Source organism: Anabaena sphaerica FACHB-251 (assembly GCF_014696825.1).
Classification (GTDB): Bacteria; Cyanobacteriota; Cyanobacteriia; order Cyanobacteriales; family Nostocaceae; genus RDYJ01.
The window spans coordinates 57,256-78,287 of record NZ_JACJQU010000004.1 but is presented as its reverse complement, the minus strand read 5'-3'; the positions used below and the strand labels follow the sequence as shown (position 1 = coordinate 78,287).

The 21,032-nt window shown below is 39.7% G+C and carries 22 protein-coding genes; 11 read left to right on the top strand and 11 right to left on the bottom strand.

The window, feature by feature from the left end:
- The first annotated feature begins 110 nt into the window (after nt 1-110).
- A complete protein-coding gene (locus H6G06_RS09240) occupies nt 111-713 on the top strand; it encodes a Uma2 family endonuclease (protein ID WP_190559314.1) in 603 nt (200 codons plus the stop codon).
- A 36-nt stretch (nt 714-749) separates the two neighbouring features.
- On the opposite strand, the gene H6G06_RS09235 is transcribed toward H6G06_RS09240, so the two are convergent.
- The 3 genes from H6G06_RS09235 to H6G06_RS09225 all read right to left on the bottom strand — a co-directional run bounded on the left by H6G06_RS09235 (nt 750) and on the right by H6G06_RS09225 (nt 2,311).
- Complete coding sequence (locus tag H6G06_RS09235) at nt 750-1,172, bottom strand: hypothetical protein (RefSeq protein ID WP_190559312.1); 423 nt, start codon at nt 1,170-1,172, stop codon at nt 750-752.
- Nucleotides 1,165-1,611 carry a Panacea domain-containing protein gene (locus tag H6G06_RS09230; RefSeq protein ID WP_190559310.1) on the bottom strand — a complete coding sequence of 149 codons (447 nt, stop codon included), beginning with the start codon at nt 1,609-1,611 and terminating at the stop codon, nt 1,165-1,167. Before H6G06_RS09230 ends, H6G06_RS09235 begins: the two co-directional genes overlap by 8 nt.
- Before the next feature lie 253 nt (nt 1,612-1,864).
- Complete coding sequence (locus H6G06_RS09225; RefSeq protein ID WP_190559308.1) at nt 1,865-2,311, bottom strand: tellurite resistance TerB family protein; 447 nt, start codon at nt 2,309-2,311, stop codon at nt 1,865-1,867.
- A 269-nt stretch (nt 2,312-2,580) separates the two neighbouring features.
- On the opposite strand from H6G06_RS09225, the gene sat reads away from it, so the two are divergent.
- The 3 genes from sat to H6G06_RS09210 all read left to right on the top strand — a co-directional run bounded on the left by sat (nt 2,581) and on the right by H6G06_RS09210 (nt 7,948).
- Nucleotides 2,581-3,765, top strand: a complete 1,185-nt coding sequence (gene sat, locus H6G06_RS09220) for a sulfate adenylyltransferase (RefSeq protein WP_190559306.1) — start codon at nt 2,581-2,583, stop codon at nt 3,763-3,765.
- 653 nt (nt 3,766-4,418) lie between these two features.
- Complete coding sequence (locus H6G06_RS09215) at nt 4,419-5,738, top strand: RNA-guided endonuclease InsQ/TnpB family protein (protein WP_190559304.1); 1,320 nt, start codon at nt 4,419-4,421, stop codon at nt 5,736-5,738.
- A 50-nt stretch (nt 5,739-5,788) separates the two neighbouring features.
- A complete protein-coding gene (locus H6G06_RS09210) occupies nt 5,789-7,948 on the top strand; it encodes a caspase family protein (RefSeq protein ID WP_190559302.1) in 2,160 nt (719 codons plus the stop codon).
- Nucleotides 7,949-8,102: 154 nt separating this feature from the next.
- Here H6G06_RS09210 and H6G06_RS09205 read toward each other — a convergent pair whose 3' ends face one another.
- Nucleotides 8,103-8,978, bottom strand: coding sequence for an S-methyl-5'-thioadenosine phosphorylase (locus H6G06_RS09205; RefSeq protein ID WP_190559300.1), 876 nt, complete (start codon nt 8,976-8,978; stop codon nt 8,103-8,105).
- A gap of 201 nt (nt 8,979-9,179) precedes the next feature.
- Here H6G06_RS09205 and H6G06_RS09200 point away from each other — a divergent pair, with 201 nt between their 5' ends.
- On the top strand, nt 9,180-9,374 hold the full coding sequence (locus H6G06_RS09200) for a hypothetical protein (protein WP_422387047.1): 195 nt from the start codon (nt 9,180-9,182) through the stop codon (nt 9,372-9,374).
- Between the two features lie 353 nt (nt 9,375-9,727).
- Nucleotides 9,728-10,708, top strand: a complete 981-nt coding sequence (ygfZ, locus tag H6G06_RS09195; RefSeq protein ID WP_190559296.1) for a CAF17-like 4Fe-4S cluster assembly/insertion protein YgfZ — start codon at nt 9,728-9,730, stop codon at nt 10,706-10,708.
- A gap of 83 nt (nt 10,709-10,791) precedes the next feature.
- Here ygfZ and H6G06_RS09190 read toward each other — a convergent pair whose 3' ends face one another.
- Nucleotides 10,792-11,535: a DUF5331 domain-containing protein gene (locus H6G06_RS09190; protein WP_190559294.1), complete on the bottom strand. Its 744-nt coding sequence runs from the start codon at nt 11,533-11,535 to the stop codon at nt 10,792-10,794.
- 55 nt (nt 11,536-11,590) lie between these two features.
- Nucleotides 11,591-11,905, bottom strand: a complete 315-nt coding sequence (locus H6G06_RS09185) for a (2Fe-2S) ferredoxin domain-containing protein (protein WP_190559292.1) — start codon at nt 11,903-11,905, stop codon at nt 11,591-11,593.
- Between the two features lie 657 nt (nt 11,906-12,562).
- Between H6G06_RS09185 and H6G06_RS09180 the strand changes: the two genes are divergently transcribed.
- Nucleotides 12,563-13,825 carry a glycosyltransferase family 4 protein gene (locus H6G06_RS09180; RefSeq protein ID WP_190559290.1) on the top strand — a complete coding sequence of 421 codons (1,263 nt, stop codon included), beginning with the start codon at nt 12,563-12,565 and terminating at the stop codon, nt 13,823-13,825.
- Between the two features lie 82 nt (nt 13,826-13,907).
- Here H6G06_RS09180 and H6G06_RS09175 read toward each other — a convergent pair whose 3' ends face one another.
- Nucleotides 13,908-14,954 (bottom strand): DUF1611 domain-containing protein, encoded by a 1,047-nt coding sequence (locus H6G06_RS09175; RefSeq protein WP_190559288.1) that lies wholly within the window; start codon nt 14,952-14,954, stop codon nt 13,908-13,910.
- Nucleotides 14,938-15,990: a dipeptide epimerase gene (locus H6G06_RS09170; protein ID WP_190559286.1), complete on the bottom strand. Its 1,053-nt coding sequence runs from the start codon at nt 15,988-15,990 to the stop codon at nt 14,938-14,940. The genes H6G06_RS09175 and H6G06_RS09170 overlap by 17 nt, the downstream gene beginning before the upstream one ends.
- Before the next feature lie 86 nt (nt 15,991-16,076).
- Here H6G06_RS09170 and H6G06_RS09165 point away from each other — a divergent pair, with 86 nt between their 5' ends.
- The 3 genes from H6G06_RS09165 (at nt 16,077) to H6G06_RS09155 (ending at nt 17,306) form a co-directional block, all read left to right on the top strand.
- On the top strand, nt 16,077-16,640 hold the full coding sequence (locus H6G06_RS09165) for an NUDIX hydrolase (RefSeq protein ID WP_190559285.1): 564 nt from the start codon (nt 16,077-16,079) through the stop codon (nt 16,638-16,640).
- A 95-nt stretch (nt 16,641-16,735) separates the two neighbouring features.
- On the top strand, nt 16,736-16,999 hold the full coding sequence (locus H6G06_RS09160) for a hypothetical protein (protein WP_190559283.1): 264 nt from the start codon (nt 16,736-16,738) through the stop codon (nt 16,997-16,999).
- A complete protein-coding gene (locus H6G06_RS09155) occupies nt 16,983-17,306 on the top strand; it encodes a type II toxin-antitoxin system RelE/ParE family toxin (RefSeq protein ID WP_190559281.1) in 324 nt (107 codons plus the stop codon). Before H6G06_RS09160 ends, H6G06_RS09155 begins: the two co-directional genes overlap by 17 nt.
- A gap of 14 nt (nt 17,307-17,320) precedes the next feature.
- Here H6G06_RS09155 and H6G06_RS09150 read toward each other — a convergent pair whose 3' ends face one another.
- Entirely contained in the window at nt 17,321-18,244 is a 924-nt protein-coding gene (locus H6G06_RS09150; protein WP_190559278.1) for a nucleoside hydrolase, read from the bottom strand.
- Nucleotides 18,245-18,260: 16 nt separating this feature from the next.
- On the opposite strand from H6G06_RS09150, the gene H6G06_RS09145 reads away from it, so the two are divergent.
- A complete protein-coding gene (locus tag H6G06_RS09145) occupies nt 18,261-18,692 on the top strand; it encodes a nucleoside deaminase (protein ID WP_190559276.1) in 432 nt (143 codons plus the stop codon).
- A 246-nt stretch (nt 18,693-18,938) separates the two neighbouring features.
- Here the strand turns inward: H6G06_RS09145 and rbsK are convergent, their stop codons facing one another.
- Nucleotides 18,939-19,850 (bottom strand): ribokinase, encoded by a 912-nt coding sequence (gene rbsK / locus H6G06_RS09140; RefSeq protein WP_190559274.1) that lies wholly within the window; start codon nt 19,848-19,850, stop codon nt 18,939-18,941.
- An 18-nt stretch (nt 19,851-19,868) separates the two neighbouring features.
- Nucleotides 19,869-20,933, bottom strand: a complete 1,065-nt coding sequence (locus H6G06_RS09135) for an aromatic ring-hydroxylating oxygenase subunit alpha (RefSeq protein ID WP_190559272.1) — start codon at nt 20,931-20,933, stop codon at nt 19,869-19,871.
- Nucleotides 20,934-21,032: the final 99 nt, after the last annotated feature.

Genomic DNA, 21,032 nt, shown 5'->3' with positions numbered 1-21,032 from the left:
ATAGAGGTTATAATGCCCCTCTCCGCGTCGGAGAGGGGTTGGGGAGAGGTTCATGGAACTGAGGTTTTAGTTAATTCCCAAGATTTAGCTAATCATGAGGAAAAATAATAATGGTACAATCAGCCCTAAAACTGATCACAGTTAATGAATTTATTACTCAGTACGGTGACAGCGATAATTATGAACTCATTGATGGGGAATTAATCGAAATGGAACCAACAGGACCCCATGAGCAAGTATCATCATTTATTGGGCGAAAACTGAATGTAGAAATTGATCGTCAGGACTTATCATATTTTATTCCCCATCGCTGTTTAATTAAACTATTAGGAACAGATACAGCCTTTCGTCCTGATGTCATTGTGTTAGACCAAACACAACTAATTAATGAACCATTATGGCAACAAGAACCTGTAATTACATCAGGAAAATCAATTAAACTAATTGCAGAAGTCGTGAGTACAAATTGGCAAAACGACTACGCCCGCAAAGTTGAAGATTACGCCCTATTAGGTATACCTGAATATTGGATTGTAGATTATTTGGGTATTGGTGGAAGAGAATATATTGGCAAACCTAAACAGCCAACTATTACTATTTGTACTTTAGTGGAAGATGAATACGAAAAGCGATTATTTCAAAATAACGATCCACTTGTTTCTTCAATCTTTCCCAACTTGCAATTAACAGCAAAACAAGTCTTTACAGTGTAATTGTTAGATGGAAAATTTACTATCTGCAAACAGCAATCAACTATGATCGTAAAGAGTAAAATTTCTATCTAACCAAATAACATAAAATATAGCACCATCTCTATAGCCTACCATTGGTTTCATCCCAGAGAAACGAAAAGCAATAAAATTTACATCTTCTGTAATGAAATTGGGAATTGGTGCTTTAATAGCATCTCTAGAAATTTTCTCATAACCAAGTTTATGTCTATCTTGCGAGTGTATTTGACTCCAAGTTAACTTACTGAGTCTATGCAATTTTAAAGCAAACGCAGCCTGATCATCTTTATCGCATTTAGTTAAACAATATTCACCTTCTAAATAACGTAGAGAAAATATTGGTGGTTGTTGTTCTGGTGGTATGCTTAGTTTATCATCGGGAACACCTATTTTACTATCTTTATTCTTTGGTGGTTGCTTAAATCTTTTCTTGTTACTCATCGGCATTTACAAGCTGATTTTTAAAATACTTTTTCATGGCTTGATGAGTTATTACTAAATCACCTTCACGTGCATTTTTCCAAGGTTCTTCTTCAAGAATTAAACTGACTAATTTCCAAGCAGAAAATTGACCATAAACAGAATAAACTTCATCTAGTAATTCCCGACTTTGTTGATCATATTTAGAAAAATCAATATCTTCGGGAATAGGAATAGCACCGGAATCATATTTTTTATATGCACGATAAACTTCAGGTACTACAGGTCCATAAGTCCAAGCTTCAATAGATTCAGGAAATAAAGGTTCATCATACAGTGCTAAGTTAAAACCTTGTGCATAATAAAGTAACTTTTGTAGCTTGAGATTAGACATTAAATCTCCAGCTTCTTCGTTGGTTTGAGCGAGAAAATACTTAGCAACATCATGACCACTGAGCATACTTGTTTACTACCATTTTTATAATTTTAGGAATCTTTTTAAGAATTATATTAAATTTTCGTTATTTGACATTTTTTACCTTATTAATACTATTCACTATCATTTTCTCCCAAATCTTCATCTAAGATTGCTTCTCTTCTATATATTATATGGCAATTTATGCAATTTACTGCCATGAAAAGACAAACTTGTTGAATGGGGAATTATTGAACAGTGTTAAAAGGTGTCCATAACGACACCTTAAATCAACTTTTTAACCTTTATTCTTAATCAACATCACATCAATAATTTTAATCGCCGTTTCTTCGGGAACTTCCAAAATTCGACACAGATCATTCAAGAGTTTTTCTTCTTCATCAGTCACTTCCCCATCAGCTAAAACGATATCTGTAGCCACAGCAAAAGCCGTTTCTGTGAGATCATGAGGTAAAGCAGTAGTAGCAGCATTAAACAAAGCATCCAAACCTTCACGCTGCATAATGCTCAAGAGTTTATCAAACATCTTCCGCATCACATCACCGGGATAACTTCTAAATAGTTGCATCCGGCCTAAAATCGTACTAAGTGCTTGCGCTTCGCTGTCTGTAATATAACCATCAGATGCAACCGCAATGAGAGCGATTGCTGCAAATGCTTCCGCAGGTCCTAATGTAGTAGAAGCTTTTTTGCGACTGCCAGCAATTCTATCGAACAAACCCATAATTCTTGTTCCTTTTGTATTACTATGAGCCTGTTTACCAATTTAACAGCTATAAATCAGTATGTGCGATATATTACAGTATTTAAAGTTTTGTGAATAGAAGATGACAGGAGTTTAGGAGTTACAGGAGTTCAGGAGTTTTGATTTTTTCCCAATCACACCCTTTCCGACCGGCAAAGGAAAAAATTTCACATAAATTTAACTATTTGTACCAACAATTTGATAACTTAATACATAGTTCGCAACAATAATTTAGGGAAGGAATCACGTTGAGTTACCATCCAGATGCCATCGCCCCCCATGGCGGAGAGCTAATTAACCGGGTTGCTACACCAGCACAAAGAGAAGTATTTCTCTCCAAAGCTGACTTTCTGCCACGAGTGACACTTGATGAGCGAGCCGTTTCTGATTTAGAAATGATTGCGATTGGTGGTTTTAGTCCGCTGACTGGTTTCATGAACCAAGCGGACTATGATCGCGTAGTGATAGAAATGCGGTTGGCTAACGGTGTTGTCTGGTCAATTCCTATTACACTATCTGTCACAGAAGAAGTTGCAGCCCCTCTCCAAGTAGGTGGTTTAGTGCGTCTGGATAACCCCAGAGGCGAGTTTATTGGGGTTTTGGAACTGAGCGAAAAATACACCTACGACAAAAAACGCGAAGCCATCAATGTCTATCGCACAGATGAAGCCAAACACCCTGGAGTGCAGGTAGTATATAACCAAGGTTCTGTGAATCTGGCTGGGGATATCTGGTTACTGCAACGTGATTCTCATCCCCAGTTTCCCAGCTACCAAATTGATCCCGCTGCTTCCCGGCAAATGTTTAGAGAAAAGGGTTGGAAAACTATCGTCGGTTTCCAAACTCGCAACCCTATCCACCGCGCCCATGAATATATTCAAAAGTGCGCTTTAGAAACAGTAGATGGTCTATTTTTACACCCATTAGTAGGCGCAACCAAAGAAGACGATATTGCCGCTGATGTACGGATGCGTTGCTATGAAATACTCATGGAACATTATTACCCCTTAGATAGAGTAATTTTAGCTATCAACCCAGCGGCAATGCGTTATGCTGGACCAAGGGAAGCTATTTTCCATGCTTTAGTTCGCAAGAATTACGGCTGTACACATTTTATAGTTGGGCGCGATCATGCTGGTGTAGGTGACTACTACGGTACTTATGACGCTCAATATATATTTGATGAGTTTGCGCCTGAAGAATTGGGCATTGTGCCAATGAAGTTTGAACACGCTTTCTACTGCACACGCACCAAACAAATGGCGACAACTAAAACCAGTCCCAGCAAACCAGAGGAACGGGTTCACCTGTCAGGGACAAAAGTCCGGGAAATGTTGCGTCGTGGTGAGTTACCCCCACCTGAATTCTCTCGTCCAGAAGTAGCGGCCGAGTTAGCACGGGCAATGTCTATCCCACAACCAGCTTTAGCTTAAAGCTGATGGAAAAGTAGCAAAAATAGGACTTACACAAAAGAAAACGGAAGTAGGGGTAATTCATGAATTAGCCCTACGCAAGAATCAGGTTTTGAGTTCAATCCTGCGTAAGTCCTAAAAAAGTGTAATTTCAAACTTTACTCTACAGCCGCGAAATTCCCCGTCTCTCTATAGGGCGGGGAGGGATAGCTGACAGGTGTAGGTTTTTTACATTAGACCTCTCCGGAAATATGGTAGAGACGTTCCGGCGGAACGTCTCTACAAGGGTTTCAAACCACGCACATTTAATTACCGGAGATGTCTATTGTCGTGAGGGCAAGACTTGGGGGACAAGGCAGACAAGGTGACAAGGGAGGAAAAACCTACAAAATATGTAATTTAGGTAACAAAAACAGCACGTTAAAATACCATTGTGCGTATAAAATCTTCCTTGTCTACTTTCCCTCCTTGTCTTCCAGGTCCAGCCTTCACAGATAATATTAAAAACCTACCCTTGTGAGGGGAGGGATAGCGGGACAAAAACGAAATGCCCTGGAGCCGAAACTAAGCACAGGTTAGTCGGACCCAGGGTGATTGAGTTTTTGTCAAACACCAAGATCACTTATTTGGTTATAATCAACAACAATACATCAAAACCAAGGAGGTGATAAACATTGGCATTACGTAGAGCAACATTTAGACTTTATCCAACAAAGAGAATAAATGAAATACTGCTCTATCACCGCAAGTTACACAAAGACTTGTACAATGTTGCTGTTTATCACCGCAAAACTGAATATCAAAAATTCGGTAAATCAATCAAATATTTAGACCAACAAAATTGTTTACCCGCATTCAAAGAACAATGGACAGAATATAAACATATCAATTCCCAAGCATTACAAGCAACCCTAAAAAGGGTTGACTTTGCATTCAATAGATTTTTTACGGGTTTAGCAAAATATCCTAAACTCAGATCAATTAGACATTATTCAGGTTGGACATATCCATCTGGAACCGGATGGAAAGTACATTCAACAGGTGATAACGGCTATTTGGAATTAGCCAAGATTGGTCAAATTCAAATGCGTGGCAAAGCCAGGTTATGGGGAACTCCTAAAACCTGCGATATTGTTTACAGGAATGGTAAATGGTATGCTTCCATTGCATTAGAAATTGATGATGAATTACTCAAAAATAGTCGTCAAACCAATAGTGGGACAATAGCAATTGATTTAGGATGTCAAGATGCAATTGCTTGGACTAATGGTGATGAAAATGGACTAATTGAAGCACCGAGATTTTTGAGAAAAGCAGAACAGCAAATCAAAAAACTCAGTAAATCAAAACGTCGTAAACAATCACCAAACTACAAGAAAAAACAGAAAGCTTCTAGAAGGTGGAAGAAAGCACAGTCGAAGGTTAGTAAATTATGTCGTCAGGTTGCGAATTCTAGACAAGACTGGGTACACCAAGTTACAACACAGATAATTAGCGGTAACAGCATGGTTGTAACAGAAGAACTAGAAGTCAAGAAAATGACCTCCAAAGCTAAGACAGGCAAGCGCAAAAAGCAAAAAGCTGGGCTGAATAAATCCATTCTTGATGTGGGGATGGGAATGATAAGAAGTGCTTTGAAATACAAATTACAAGATTTTCAAGGTGTGTTTTTAGAAGTTCCTACCAGGAAGGTAAAACCATCTCAAACTTGCCCTAAATGTGGGCATCAAGAAAAGAAAAATTTAGACCAGCGTGTTCATGTTTGTGCTAATTGCAATTACACTCAACAGCGTGATATTGCTGCTGCTGAGGTAATGCTGCTTTGGAGTCAAAATAATCTACCGGGGTTAGGAACTAACCTCGCAGACGCTGATGGGAGTAGCTCTACCAAAAAACGTCGAGCAACTGGCAGTTTGAGGCAACTATCCCAAGTGAAGCGTCAGAAATCTCAACCTACTGCTGGGGATGTAGAAACCCCAGCCTCAACGAAGTAGGGTGGGGTAGTTCATGCTGTACTTTATGGACTGACCGCTGATAGCTTATTATGAAACGGCGTGCGTTTTTAGAACGAATTGGCTCCATACTGGCAATCTTGGGATTGACTGAAGCTGAGTGGTTGACTTTAGGAAATCGCTATTATCAAGCTTTAGCAGCACCAAATTCCCGTAAGTTGGCATTGTTGATAGGTATCAATCAATATCCACAAAGTCCCGCCCTTGCTGGTTGTTTGACTGATGTGGAATTACAAAGGGAACTGTTAATTCACCGTTTTGGCTTTGTAGCTTCAGATATTCTCACCTTAACTGATGAAGAAGCCAGTAGGGAATTTATTGAGGCGGCTATTTTAGATCACTTGGGTAAGCAAGTAAAAGCTGATGATCTGGTGATCTTCCACTTTAGTGGTTATGGTAGTCGTGCCAAATTGGGGAATTTCCCAGAGACTGTGCAGAATGCCCTCATTCCAGTTGATGAAAATACACAAACTGGTTTATTTGTCAACTATTTATTAGAAGAATCTCTTTTACTATTATTGCGATCGCTCCCTACAGACCGAGTAACCGCAGTATTAGATACTAGTTACTATACCAAAAGTACATTACAGCCATCAGGTTTGCGATTTCGCGCCCGCCCAGAACCATCAACAGCAAAGTTAGCACTCCAAGAACTAGAGTTGCTCAAGCACCTGCAAATGCAGAACTCAGTTGTTAACAATGCAATGGTGCTAAAAGCAACTTCACAACCAGAGCAGCCAGCGGGAGAATTGTTTTTTTCTGGTTTCAGTGCAGGTTTATTTACATATGCTCTCACCCAATATCTATGGGAAGCAACCCCAGCAACAACAATTCAAATTTTTCTCTCTCAAGTAAGTAGTTCCATGTACAAACTGGGCAGCGAACAGCAACCAGGATTATTGACTGAGAAGAAATATCCTCACAGTGCTTTAATTACTGATTATTTCCCCATAGAAAGCTCTGAGGGTGAAGGAGTGGTGAGAGCTACGGATGAGGATGGTAAAACAGCCCAGTTATGGTTAGGAGGATTACCAGCACACGTTTGGCAATACTATAGTGTTGGTTCGAGATTCAATCTACCAACTGGAGAACAGTTAATATTAAAGTCGCGCAATGGGTTAACAGCGAAAGCACAGATGTCTAGCCAAGACCTTAGCAAATCCCTACAAGTTGGGCAACTGGTACAAGAAGCTGTGCGCGTGTTACCCCGCAATATTAATTTAACAGTAGCCTTAGATTCGGGACTAGAAAGAATTGAGCGTGTAGACGCTACCAGTGCTTTTGCATCCATTACCCGGATGGTAAACATCGCCTCAGCAGAACAGGGCGCTAATTACGTATTTGGTAAACTGCAAAATATCCCTAGCCGTTATGGACTTTTTTCTCTTGGTGGTGAGCTAATACTTAATACTGCGGGGGAAGTTGGGGAAGCGGTGAAAGTTGCTGTGCAGAGATTAACACCAAAATTGTCCACCCTGTTAGCAGCAAAGTTATGGCGACTGACAGAAAATGAAGGTTCTTCCCGGTTAGCGGTGAAAGCGAGTTTAGAGATTATTAGTAAAATCTCACCTCGTGTAATTATGCAGCGTCAAACATGGCGCAGTCGGAGTGGGGAAACTACAACTAACAAAGCATTTACTACCCCAGGAACAGCTATTCCTACAGTTCCCGTGGGTAGTAGGATGCAGTACTGGGTAGAAAACTTGAGCGATCGCCCCATATATTTAATGTTAGTGGGGTTAAATAATACTAGAAGTGCGTTCGGCTCGGCCGCACCGGAGGTGATTGCTTTTTACCCTTGGCAAATGTCCCCAGCAGCGGATGTCTCCGAGACTAAACCCCATCTGCAAGAAATTGTTATTCCCCCAGGGCAAACCTTGAAATTCCCGCAAAACGATAATACTGCAGGCTGGATGCTGCCTACACGAGCATTGTTTTGTGAACATCAACTAATTTTGGGTACATTTCCTTTCACTGAAACCCTGGCAGCCTTGGGAATTGCTAAGTATCCCACCGCTGATCAACAGCCTATTGGTCCGTTAGTTAATGCCTTAGAAGTTGCCCAAGCTTTGCTGCAAGATTTACATAATGCTAGTAAGGTGAAAGCGGAAATGAATGTAACTGCTACCGACTCTTATGTATTGGATGTGAATAATTGGGCAAGTATGAATTTTAGTTTTCAGGTAGTGTGAGGAGGCAGGAGGCAGAAGGCAGAAGGCAGAAGGCAGAAGGCAGAAGGCAGAAGGCAGAAGGTAAATATTTTTCCCCTGCTCCCCCGCTCCCCTGCTCCCCCGCTCCCCTGCTCCCCCGCTCCCCTGCTCCCCCGCTCCCCTGCTCTCTTCACTGTCACCTGATGTACTTCTCCAACAACAAACCCAACTTCTCCTTAGTGGCAGCTGGTGCATTGGCTAAATTCGTCAAAATTGCATATTTCAAAGCGGAATGGGCATCACTTGTAGGGGGGTTTTCACTGAGCCGCTTCACAGTTTCTTGAATTACTTTTTGAGCATTTACCGCATTGCGTTGTAAATTACCAATCACCATCTCTACTGTGACACTATCATGATCTGGATGCCAACAATCATAATCTGTGGCTAAAGCCAGTGTTGCATAAGCAATTTCCGCTTCCCTGGCTAACTTTGCTTCCGGTAAATTTGTCATGCCAATTACGGTAGCACCCCAACTTCGATAAAGATTTGATTCGGCTTTGGTTGAAAATGCTGGCCCCTCCATACATACATAAGTACCATCACGGTGAAGAGTAACATCTGGTAAATTTAAAGAGGCAATCGCATCTGCTAAAACTGCCGCTAAATTTTTGCAAACTGGATCACCAAAGGCAATATGTGCTACAATTCCTTCGCCAAAAAACGTAGAAATGCGATTTTTGGTTCTGTCAATAAACTGATCAGGAACCACCATATCTAGTGGTTTGATCTCTGCTTTCAACGAACCAACTGCACTGGCAGAAATTAAGTATTTTACCCCTAATTGCTTCATTGCATAAATATTGGCACGAAATGGCAACTCAGAAGGCAATAAAGTATGATTACGACCATGACGTGCCAAAAAAGCCACTTTTATGCCATCTAGCATCCCTAGAATTACTGTGTCTGATGGCGAGCCAAAAGGTGTTTTTACTTCTAATTCTTCCACATCTTTAAGAGCTTCCATCTTGTATAAACCACTGCCACCAATAATTCCAATTTGAGCTAATGCCATAGTCTTAAACCTGTTATTTTTTAAACATCTAAGTTATTTTACCGAAATATTGAATCGATTAAAGCTACAAAGTAGCAATTAGTTGAATTCCATTGTGTGTCCGTAAGGCTACGATTGGAAACTTTATCAGATTTTGTTATTTTGTAGTCAATTAGGATAAAAAATAAAATATATAAACTGCGAGGAAAAAATATGCAATTTATGGCTAACTCAGATCCAAGCAATTTAGAGGCAATCTTGAAACGCATATTTGCCAATCGCCGAATTACGCGTCAAGATCAACAGATAATGATGTCTAATCTTCTGGCAAAAGAAGGTCTGAGTGAAGATAACATTATGCAAATCAATCAAGTATTTGATGGTTTAAAAAGAGGATTAATTAGAGTTGTAGATTAAAAAGAAAGATTTGGTTCTTCAGTACCTAATATGCAAAATCTAGACAAAAAAAGCTCAGGAAGCTTACTATGTATCGGAAATGAACCATAATTTTTAACATTATGGCAAAATATTATCTCTTCCCCCTGTCCCCTGTCCCCTGTCCCCTGTTCCCCGTTCCCTGTTCCCTGTTCCCCAATTGGTAATTTAGCATAACAAGTACCAAAGAACCAAAGATTTTCCAGCTTCAGTATTACTGAACCCATGCCGGGAGTCCACTCAAAACACAGCGCGAGTCAGTGGCAAGAAGGTATACCTATTTGTTAATATATGATCCAAAAACAAATATTAAAATAGGGCAAGTCTTGATTACTATGCCAACATCTGCAATCAACAGTAAAAATGCAGCCGCTATCCATGCAGCAAGGGAAGGAGTTGCTGTATGCGATCGCTCGCATTGGGGACGCATACGTGTTTCTAACGATGAACATCTGCGGTTTTTACACAACCAAAGTACCAATGATTTTCAAAGCCTCAAACCAGGAGAAGGTTGTGATACAGTGATGGTAACATCTACAGCCCGCACAATTGACTTGGTGACTGGCTACGTTTTCAATGATGCAGTGTTGCTTTTAGTTTCACCTCATCGTCGTGCATTTTTAATGGAATGGTTGGATCGCTATATCTTTTTTGCAGATAAGGTAACATTAACCGATGTCACTGATGAAACTGCAACCTTGAGCCTCATTGGACCCCAAAGCGATGCTATCGTAGAAAAGTTGGGGGCTGGTTCACTTGTTGGTCAACCCTATGGCAACCACATATTAGTTGATGGGATAATTTTTGCCGTGGGTAGTGGCTTGGCTAACCCTGGATATACTCTAATTTTCCCCGTAGCTGAAAAACAAAAGCTATGGAATCAAATATTAGATCATGGTGCTTTAGAATTGAGCGATCGCGCTTGGGAAATGCTGCGTATATTACAAGGTCGTCCTGTACCAGATTTAGAACTCACCGATGATTATAATCCCCTAGAAGTCGGTTTATGGCAGACAGTTTCTTTTAATAAAGGCTGCTACATCGGTCAAGAAACCATTGCTAGGTTAAACACTTATAAAGGTGTAAAGCAATATCTTTGGGGAATTCGCCTCAATGCTCCCGCAGAACCAGGAACCGTGATTACTTTAGGAGATGAAAAAGTCGGTAAACTTACCAGCTATACAGAAACCCCAGATGGTCATTTTGGACTAGGTTACATTCGCTCTAAAGCAGGTGGTGTAGGTTTAAAAGTGGAAGTAGGAACAAGCAGTGGGGAAATAGTCGCAGTCCCGTTTGTTTCTCACGAATACCCTTAGCTGGAGACTGGGGACTGGAGACTGGGGACTGGGAAAAATTAATCAACTTTTCCCTCTTACCTCCTGACTCCTGACTCCTATTATCATCTCACACCCTGACAAAACTCGTCTATCCAAGAAGGTAAACTACGGGCATTAGTACCAGGTGAAATACAGGAGACTTTTTTCACTGGGATGCTCGTAAATTTACAGTTTTCATTAGATTCTTTGTTTTGAGTGGAAACTTGTGTAGTCATAGTGAGCGATCGCCCAGATGCTAACTTGTTAGTTGGGCTGGGTGTTTCCCCAAACCCAGAAAGCAACTTGCTTGAAGAATGATAACGCACTGGTGTAGCTACCGCAATCACCGAAACAGATTGGCGCTTTTGTTCCACACCTGGAGTAATTCCTAATAATACTTGTTTGTTTTCCTGGGATGGTATGGTGGGTGGCTTTTCACATACTTGAATATTTAGATAAGACTGACGATGACTCTGGGTTGACAGTGTATTTACAGAGGAATTCTTCACAGGAGGTTTACTAACAATCTGATTTTTAGCTGAAGCACGCTGTAATTTTAATAAACGTAACTCTTCCTCTGGATTAAAATGAAGACCTAAAGCCGCCACTATTTGGTCAGGATTATTATTCAAATCCAGGATGAAAGGCAGTATTTGCTTTAACTGCGGTTCCAAAACAGACAGAGTGGCCAAAATATAACCAGATGATGGTCGTCTAACACCATCATAAGAGCGCCAGATTCGCATTTTGACCAGCCAAGGACGATTTTCCTCGCAGTAACTCAGCCACTTCAGTTTTAAAGATTGACGTAGCTTCTGAATGTCCATCAGTTGTCTCGCTTCAGTGATCAAGAGTGCAGTTTTAGGATATTTTTAATCAGCTTTATCCTTGGTGATGAAACCGATGATAAAGCATCTTTTGAACTCTTTGACCACCTAATAAATGTTTTTCCACTAGTAGTGGTACTTCTTGAGGTAAAACTCGGCAATACCAGACCATATCGGGTAACACTAGCACCATTGGTCCATTACCACATTGTCCTAAACAGCCACTAGCTGTAACTGTCACATCAGGAACTGGTAACATCTGAAAAGCCGCTAAAACTTTTCCTGCTCCTTGTTTTCTACAAGAGCGATGTTGACATACCTGCACGCATTTAGTTGCATCTGGTTGATATTCGGTTGTGAAGTTTAACATTTATTTATGCTATGTCGGCTATAAACGGCAGTTATCGAGTATTAATAAATAACCTAAATCCTGAATTATTTGATAAATGATAGGGGTTTACCTCATCTTAGCAGCAAAGCCTAGAATTCCTGGATCTCGATGTTCGTAAAGTAACTACCCTTTGGTATCAAATAGAGAAGTTCCAGGGCGCTAAGTTAAGTAGTCAGAATTTAGACTTGAGCGGAATCAGGAATCAGTAGAGGTGCTTTAAGTGCGCCTAAGAGGGTGTTTGAAAAGCGACTAGAAGTCGCGGCTACACAGACAAAACCCACCTGCGTGGGTTTCAAGCCCTTGATTTTTCATTAGTCCACGCAGGTGGACTTAACTTGTGTAGTAGTGTTCGCGCCAGCGTGGGGAAGCCATATTATATTCGCCCAAAACTTTTCAAACATCCTCTAAGAGGTTGTTCAAAAAGTATTAGATGAAACCAATAATCTTCAGCAACCTAACCCCCCTTCCCCCCTTCCCTACGAGGGAATGGGGGTTTCAAAGCCTCTCCCCGCGTCGGGGAGAGGTTTGGAGAGGGGTTTATTTATACATTCAAAACTTTTCAAACATCCTCTAAAAAAGTTCTTTTAAAGAACCCAAGAAAAGTTTAGAATAAGGGTTTTCAGGATTTTAACCTCTATGAAAAATGCTTACACAAACTCTAAACGCATTTTATTCTTACATCCTAACTTTCCCGCCCAATTTCGCCACCTAGCCACAGCTTTAGCAAAAGATGATAATTACCAAGTTGTGTTTGGTACTAATCGTCAGGAAGGAACAATACCAGGTGTATTTAAAGCTATTTATGAACCTTCCCGTACAGCAGCACCCCAAACTCATCATTATGTCCGCAATTTAGAGAATGCAGTTCTCACAGGACAAGGTGTATATCGAATCGCTGAACAACTTAAAGCACAGGGTTTTATACCTGATATCATTTACGGTCATTCTGGTTGGGGTCCGACTTTATTTATGAAAGAAATTTTCCCCAAAGCCGAATTATTATGTTTCTTTGAATGGTTTTATCATGCTCGCGGTTCTGATGCTGATTTTGATCCCAGTGAACCACTCAGCGCCGATGATCTATGTCGAATTCGTGTAAAAAATTCACCAATTTTGATTGATTTATATAGTTGCGATCGCGGACTTTCTCCTACTAATTGGCAACGTCAACAATTCCCACCAGAATATCACAGTAAAATTACTGTTTGTCACGATGGTATTGATACTAATTATTTTCAACCCAATCCAGGTGCTAAATTAGTTTTACCTCGCATTAATCTTGACCTTTCCCATGTCTCAGAATTAGTAACCTATGTAGGCAGGGGGATGGAACCTTATCGGGGTTTTCCCCAGTTTATGGAAGCGGTAGCACTAATTCAACAACAACGCCCAAATTGTCATGTTGTAGTTGTGGGAGAAGATAGGGTCGCTTATGGTAAAACTCTTGCTGATGGTAAAACTTATAAACAGTTAATGTTAGAAAAGTTAGATTTAGATTTATCGAGATTACACTTTACAGGTTTACTACCTTACCATGAATATCTGCAAGTTTTACAAGCTTCTTCAGCCCATATTTATTTAACTCGTCCTTTTGTTTTATCCTGGTCAATGATGGAAGCAATGTCAACAGGATGTTTGTTAATAGCTTCTAATACTCCACCAGTATTAGAGATGATTAGAGATGGAAAAAATGGACTGCTGGTAGATTTCTTTTCTCCCCAACAAATTGTAGACAAGGTAAACGAAGCTTTGGATAATTCTCAAGATATGATGGCTATTCGTACAGCAGCACGAAAGACAATAGTGAAAAATTATGATTTAGAAACATTATTACCACAGCATTTAGATTGGTTGTTGGGTAAGAAAACTTCTCTAAAATCTCATGGGTTTGGTAGGTAGAGACTAAACACCTGATGAGGAGATGAGGAGATGAGGAGAAAAATAGATTCTTTACCTGACTCCTGACTCCTGACTCCTATTCCTAACTTCGCATCACTGCATCCAACAGTAGCCCACCACCAAAGCGCACGGGGTCTGTACAAGGTAGATCTGTTTCGGTTATGATTTGAGCGATCGCCTCTTTGGCCGCAGATTCATCTAAATGTCTGGTATTCAAAGCTATTCCCGCTACAGGAACTTTACCAAAAGCACCCGCAGCACAAGCTACTATTTCATACATCTTAATTACTTCTGGTAGTGGTGGAATAGGTACATGAGGATTATTACGGTTATGAGTTTGTCCTGCTTGATGAACTAATACCAGATGTGTTGGTTGAGAACCACGAATTAGAGGTAAAGTTGCAGTAGAACCAGGATGTAACAGAGAACCTTGTCCTTCAATTTGCAGAATATCGTAGTTTTTCCCAAAACGCATCACTAACTGTTCCACAGCACCAGCAGCAAAGTCCACCCGCACAGCATCCAACGCTACCCCATCCCCTTCTAACATTAACCCGGTTTGACCAGTTGCCAAAAATTTAGAACGCCAACCGCGCAACTTTGCAGCCCAATGTAGTTCTAAACTAGTAGACATCTTACCAATAGCCATATCCGTTCCCACCGTCAACACCCGACGACAGGGAAGATTTCGTGCTAACCCCGAAGCTATATCTAAGTTAGCTGGTTCTTTGCGGACATCCCAAATGAACTGTCCTGGTTTCAGGAGTGCATTTAATTCTGGTATACTAGCTAAAGGTGTGTGTAAGCCGTTCACCAAAGACATTCCCCCTTTCAGCGCATCTTTGATATCAGTCCAGTAATTATCAGGTATGATCCCACCTTTGGGAGCAATACCAATTACTAAAACTTCCGGTTTGTACTGTAAAGCTGTGGCCACAGATGCCACAACAGGTACATCACGCTTGATACCGGTTAGCTCTGGTACAGATTTACCCACGGATTCCCGATCTACAACTGCAACAATAGGGGCTTCACTGTAGCGTAAAATTGATAAACCTGTTTTTCCCTGAGTTCCACTCAGTCCTTCATGTAATAGAATTGCTATCTTTTTATTAAGTGGCAGACGCACTGTATTGTACTCCCAAACCTGGTAAATCGTTAGGTAAAACTCGTCCTTGTTTCACTGATGCACCGATAAAAGGATCATCAATTAAATTTAGGTGACTATCTAAGTCTAAATAATCAGCTAAAGGTGCAATGTGTGAAGCTGCTGTATTAGCCAGAGAACTATCCGAATAACAGCCAAACATCACTTTTAAACCATGAGCTTTGGCTGTATATACCATTCTTAAAGCTTCACTTAAACCCCCAGATTTCATCAGTTTAATATTAACCCCATCTACATAATCAGCTAATTGGGGAATATCAGCACTAATAAAGCAACTTTCATCAACAAAGATGGGTAAAGGTGAATGTTCTTTCAGGGTTGCTAAATGTGTTTCTTGACCTCGTGGTAATGGCTGTTCTATATACTGTATACCCAAATCTGCTAACCAAAGAGACATAGCGATCGCATCTGCTAAACTCCAACCTCCGTTAGCATCTACAAATAAATCTATTTCTGGTGCTGTTTCTCGCACAGCTAAAAGCATTTTTCTGTCTGCTTCTATTCCCTCGGTCGAACCTAATTTTACCTTTAACAGCCGCACATCCATATATTTTAACCAGTCTTTCGTCCTAGCAGCTGCACCTTCTGGAGAATTAATACCAATTGTCACCGAAGTTGGTGCGATCGCATTTCTATTCAGTCCCAAAAGTTGCCATACTGGTAAACCCAAACTTTTACCCATCCAATCATACAGCGCCATATCCAATGCGGCCTTGGCTGCGGAAGGAATTTTAAATTGTGCTAAAACTGCTTCGATTTCTTGATGTTGCCAAGGGTTGAATGATTCTAACACAGGGGCAATTTTTTGCAATGCTTCGGTAATTATATCCGTAGTTTGGCGGTGATTACCAACACCAAAGGGTGATGCTTCTCCCCATCCTTCAATGCCATTTTCGATAATTTTGACTCTGATATTTGTAGTTTGGGCTGTTGTTCCTCTACTAATGGTTAGGGGAAATCTTTTGTTAACTGTAAATAAGTTGATAAGTATTTTCATGTTTAAGATTTATGCTCACGCAGAGGCGCAGAGGCGCAGAGAGAATAATGTTATAATTTTGGACTGGTGGTATATTTTAACTGAAAATGAGTAATTTACAAAAGTGGGAAGTTTTAAATTCACAAATGTTAATTAATCATCCTTTTTGTCAGGTACGACGGGATGTAGTTAAGTTACCTAATGGTAAGGTTATAGATGATTATTTTGTCAATATTAAACCTGATATTGCTTTAATTTTACCAGTGACTAATAATCAGGAAGTTGTGTTTGTTCGTCAGTACAGACACGCTGTAGGTGAGTTTTTTATTGAACTTCCCGCAGGACGTTTTTATCCAGGTGAAGAAAGTGCTGAAGCAGCAGCGTTGAGGGAATTAAGGGAAGAAACAGGTTATGTTGCTGAAAATCTCCGAAAAATTGGTACTCTTAACGATAATCCCAGTAAAGATACTAATCAAACTCATTTATTTTTGGCTGAAAATGTGGTGAAGGTGGGAGAACAGAAAAATCTTGATGTTACTGAAGAAATTGAGGTAATTTTAATTCCTATAAATGCGATTTACGAGAAAATTATTACAGGAGAAATTTCTGTTGCGGGAACAGTAGCGGCACTGTTTTTGGGGTTGAATTTTACTGGTTGGAATAAAAAGTAAGAAAAATATTTATTTTTACTTTTTAAAATTTGCAGGAATAATTTTCAGTACATAATTATGATATAATTGAAAAAATGATTAACTGCCTAAGAATTATGCTAAAAACAGTCGAAGGTATTTATCAAGACGGTAAAATCGAATTAACCGAACTCCCCGAAAATATTAATAATAGCACCCAGGTTCTCATTACCTTTTTAGATCCTCGTAAAATCAACCCTAGCAAGATACGTCAATTAATTGAGCATTTAGAAACTATTGCGGGTATTCAACAGGGTTTTGATGAACTCAATAGTGGTGAAAGTCGTCCTCTTACAGATTTTATTCAAGAAATGCAACAGAAATATGACATTTCAAGTTGAGATTACTCCTATTGCTGAAAAGCAAATTGAACAATCATATCGCTGGTATCGAGAACGTAACCCTGAGTTTGCTGATAGCTGGTTTCGAGGATTCATGAATTCTATTGCTACTTTACAAGATAAACCTAATCGTTGTGCTTTAGCAGTTGAATATGAGATTTTTCCAGAAGAAGTTCGTCAATTGCTTTATGGTAAATCTAAGAATGTTTACAGAGTGCTATTTACAATTCGAGATCCTATAGTCTCTGTTTTATATGTTCGTCATGTTGCTCAAGCACCTATGACTATGGATGATTTAGAAGATTAATGTATGATTCTACCTCACCTTCTCCATTGTTGTAATATATAATTGTAAAAAGCCGCTTTATCTACTTTATCCATCGCCTTAATTTTTCTACCACTTGAAACTACTTTAGTTCGTCCTTGACTCAGACCATGAGTAATAACTTCTGTTTCCCATTCTCGCAGTTCATAAAACTCAGGTTTTCCTAAATAAGCTGTTGCTAAAACATCCCAAAAATAATAATCTTGGGGAATAACTAAGGCGTAACATTGTCCAGCTAAATCAGAAAGAGGATAATTACGTTGTTTTCCCATTTTCTGCACCAACTCTGATGTGACTGGTACATTATTTGTTAAATCTAAAGGACACATAATAATTTCAATTTGCGTTTTCCAAACTTTTGCGGCAGAAACTGCATCCCAATAAACATTCCATTCCGCAGAACCATCTTGTCCCATTTCTAAACTTTTTTCTACATTCCCAGGAACATTTAAAGCACCTCCCATCCAAACAATTTTAGCAATCTTTTTTTCGATTTCTGGTACTTTTTCTAAAGCTACCGCTACAGTTGTTAAAGGTCCTGTCACCATCAGCGTTACAGGTTCCGGTGCTTCTTGCAATACCCGCACCATAAAATCTTGACCTGTTTCTGCAACTAAAGGAGTATTAATTGTTTCCTGTTGATTGAGAATAGGTAAATGATCAACAATAAATGAATCACGACGATAAAGACGTGGAAAAGGATTAATTCCCCTAACTGTACTTTCTGCGACCGGAATATGAGAAAATTCCATTAAATCAATAATTTTGCGCGTAGCACTGACAGCAGGTTGAATATAGCAGTCTGCGGGAGTGACGACAATACCGACAAGTTCGATATGTTCCATTGTCAACAGCAGCATAGTGGCTAAATAATCATCAACACCACCATCATGATCCATTAATACTAGTTGTTTTTTCATATTAGGAGTTTATCAAATGGACGAATTTATGCAAGCTGCAATTAGCGAAGCTAAACAAGGCAGAAAAGAAGGCGGAATTCCCATTGGTTCTGTTTTGGTCAAAGATGGTAAAATTCTCGGTATAGGACATAATAAACGGGTTCAAGACGGTGATCCTGTCACTCATGCCGAAATTGATTGTTTAAGGAATGCCGGCAGAATAGGTAATTATAAAGGTACAACATTATATTCTACTTTAATGCCATGTTATTTGTGCGCTGGTGCTGTCGTGCAGTTTGGGATTAAAAAAGTGATTGCAGGAGAATCAAAAACCTTTCCTGGTGCAAAAGAATTTATGGTTTCTCATGGTGTGGAGGTCATTGATTTAAACCTTGATGAATGTGAACAGATGATGAGTGAATTTATTACAGAAAAACCAGAATTATGGAATGAAGATATAGGAAATTGAAGCATTCAGAAATCTCTCGTTCCCAGTCTCTGACTGGGAATGCTATCATAGAGTCTCTGACTCTAATTTTACTAAAGGCAAAGCCTTTAATAATTCATTCCCATACAGAGTATGGGAACGAGTAACTCTAATTTTACTAAAGGTAGAACCTTTAATAATTCATTCCCATACAGAGTATGGGAACGAGTAAAACGAGTAAAATTCTCTGCTTCCTTCTTGCTGTCACCTGTCACCTGTCACCTAACTCTAACCCAAAAACTTTTCCAAAGTCATTTTATCAGGTAAAGAACTCTGCGCCCCTAATTTTGTAGTTGCTAAAGCCCCTGCTGCTGCACCCCAAACCACTGCTTGATGTAAAGGGAGTTTGTGAAAAAGTGCTGCTGCTAAACCACCATTAAAAGCATCACCAGCTGCAACGGTATCAACTGCATGAACAGGAAAAGCTGGAATAAAGAAAGCTTCCTCCGCAGAGGCACAATAAACACCTTTTGAGCCTAATTTGATAACGGCACATTTTACACCCTTTTGTAATAAAATCTTTGCGGCTTTAGCTGCGGTTTCTTCTCCATTGACAGGAAAACCTACTAATTGACTTGCTTCTATTTCATTGGGTGTAATAATATCTATTAACGGGTAAAGTTCATCTGGTAAATGAGATTGTGCGGGTGCGGGATCGAGAATGACGGTAATATTTGCATTTTTCGCGGCTTGAGCGGCTGCAACGACGGTTTCAATAGGAATTTCTAATTGTAAAAGTACGGCTGTTGCTTGTGGTAATAAACGGTGTAATCTGTTTATATCTTCTTGGTTAACTTGCCCATTTGCACCAGGTATTACAATTATGTGATTTTCACCTTTTTTATCAACGGTAATAACAGCAATTCCAGAACTGACGTTTTTATCAATTAAGATATTGTCTGTTTTTACACCGGAATTTTGCAAATTCTTAATTAGTTCTATACCAAAATTATCAGCACCTACACGCCCGATCATTTGAGTGGGAATTTCTAATTTTGCTAATGCAACTGCTTGATTTGCACCTTTACCTCCTGGTGTTTGTAAAAAGCTTTCTCCTAGCAATGTTTCGCCAGCGATTGGTAAGCGGGGGGCGGTTGCTACTAGGTCTATATTAATGCTGCCAAAGACGATAATAGTCATAAAATATTAAGATTAAGATTAAGCACGCCACCGCAGTAATAGACTTTTTACAGGATTGATAAATTCTCGTTTTTCAGATGTCGCACGGGCAAATTCTCGTTTTAATTGATAATACCATTGTGCTTGCATATCTGAATCTTTAATTAGTCGTAAAACTGGATTGTATTTAAGTCCAATTTGCTGCTTTTCTACTACTGTTCGGTCTTGACCTAAAAATTTTCTGGCTAATATATGAATTAAAGGTGTGAATATTCTTAACCAAGAAGGTATACCATAAAGCACAAAATTTACTTCTGTTTCGGTTTCGGAAATTGGTGTAACTGCGGTTAAATTACAAACTCGATGTTTCCCAAAAGTTATCTCTTCTATTCTGACTCCAGGTAAACGAAAAGAAATTTCAACTTCGGGAATTCCACCACCAACTAACCAATATAATCGGCTCATGTTCTCCATATTTTCTGACAACTTATGTCGTCTGACGGTAAAGCCGTAAGGTGAAGGATCAAATTGCTTGACTTCTTCATGCAAATCGCCGCTTCTCCACCACCATACTCGATGCACGTAAGGAGAATGTGCAGGGTCCATTAAACCTGTGACTGCATGATCTATAAAGCAGGGAAACCGCATCACTTCTACTAAGTGGGGTTGTTGTTCAGGAAAACCGGGAACTACCGGAACGTCTTTTTCCTCAGCATGGGTTTGAGATTTTTCCCCATCGGCCATGTATATCCAAATGTTACCTTGAGTTTCGTGGATGGGATATGATTCCACGTCAAAGCGGTGCAAATCTATGTTTTGTTCTGGTAATAAAGATGGAATTGCTACACACTTTCCAGCGGGGTCGAAGCGCCAACCGTGGTAACAACATTCTACTTCTTGACCATCAAATCGACCACAACTTAAGGGTACTGCACGATGAGGACAAATATCACGCACTGCGGAAACTTTACCGTCTTGGTTTCTCATCAGCAGTACGGGTTCTCCTAAAAAAATTCGGGATACCATCTTACCTGGTTTGAGAAGGTGACTAGGTAGTGCATAGTACCAAAGATTACGTAATAAGATGTTATTGTTATCTATCATATATAGCTAAGACTTAACCGAGGAAAATATACAAAAATAATCATAGACAACAAGTGTCATTTTAAACATTTTTATTTTTGTCGATTGCTAAATTATTTT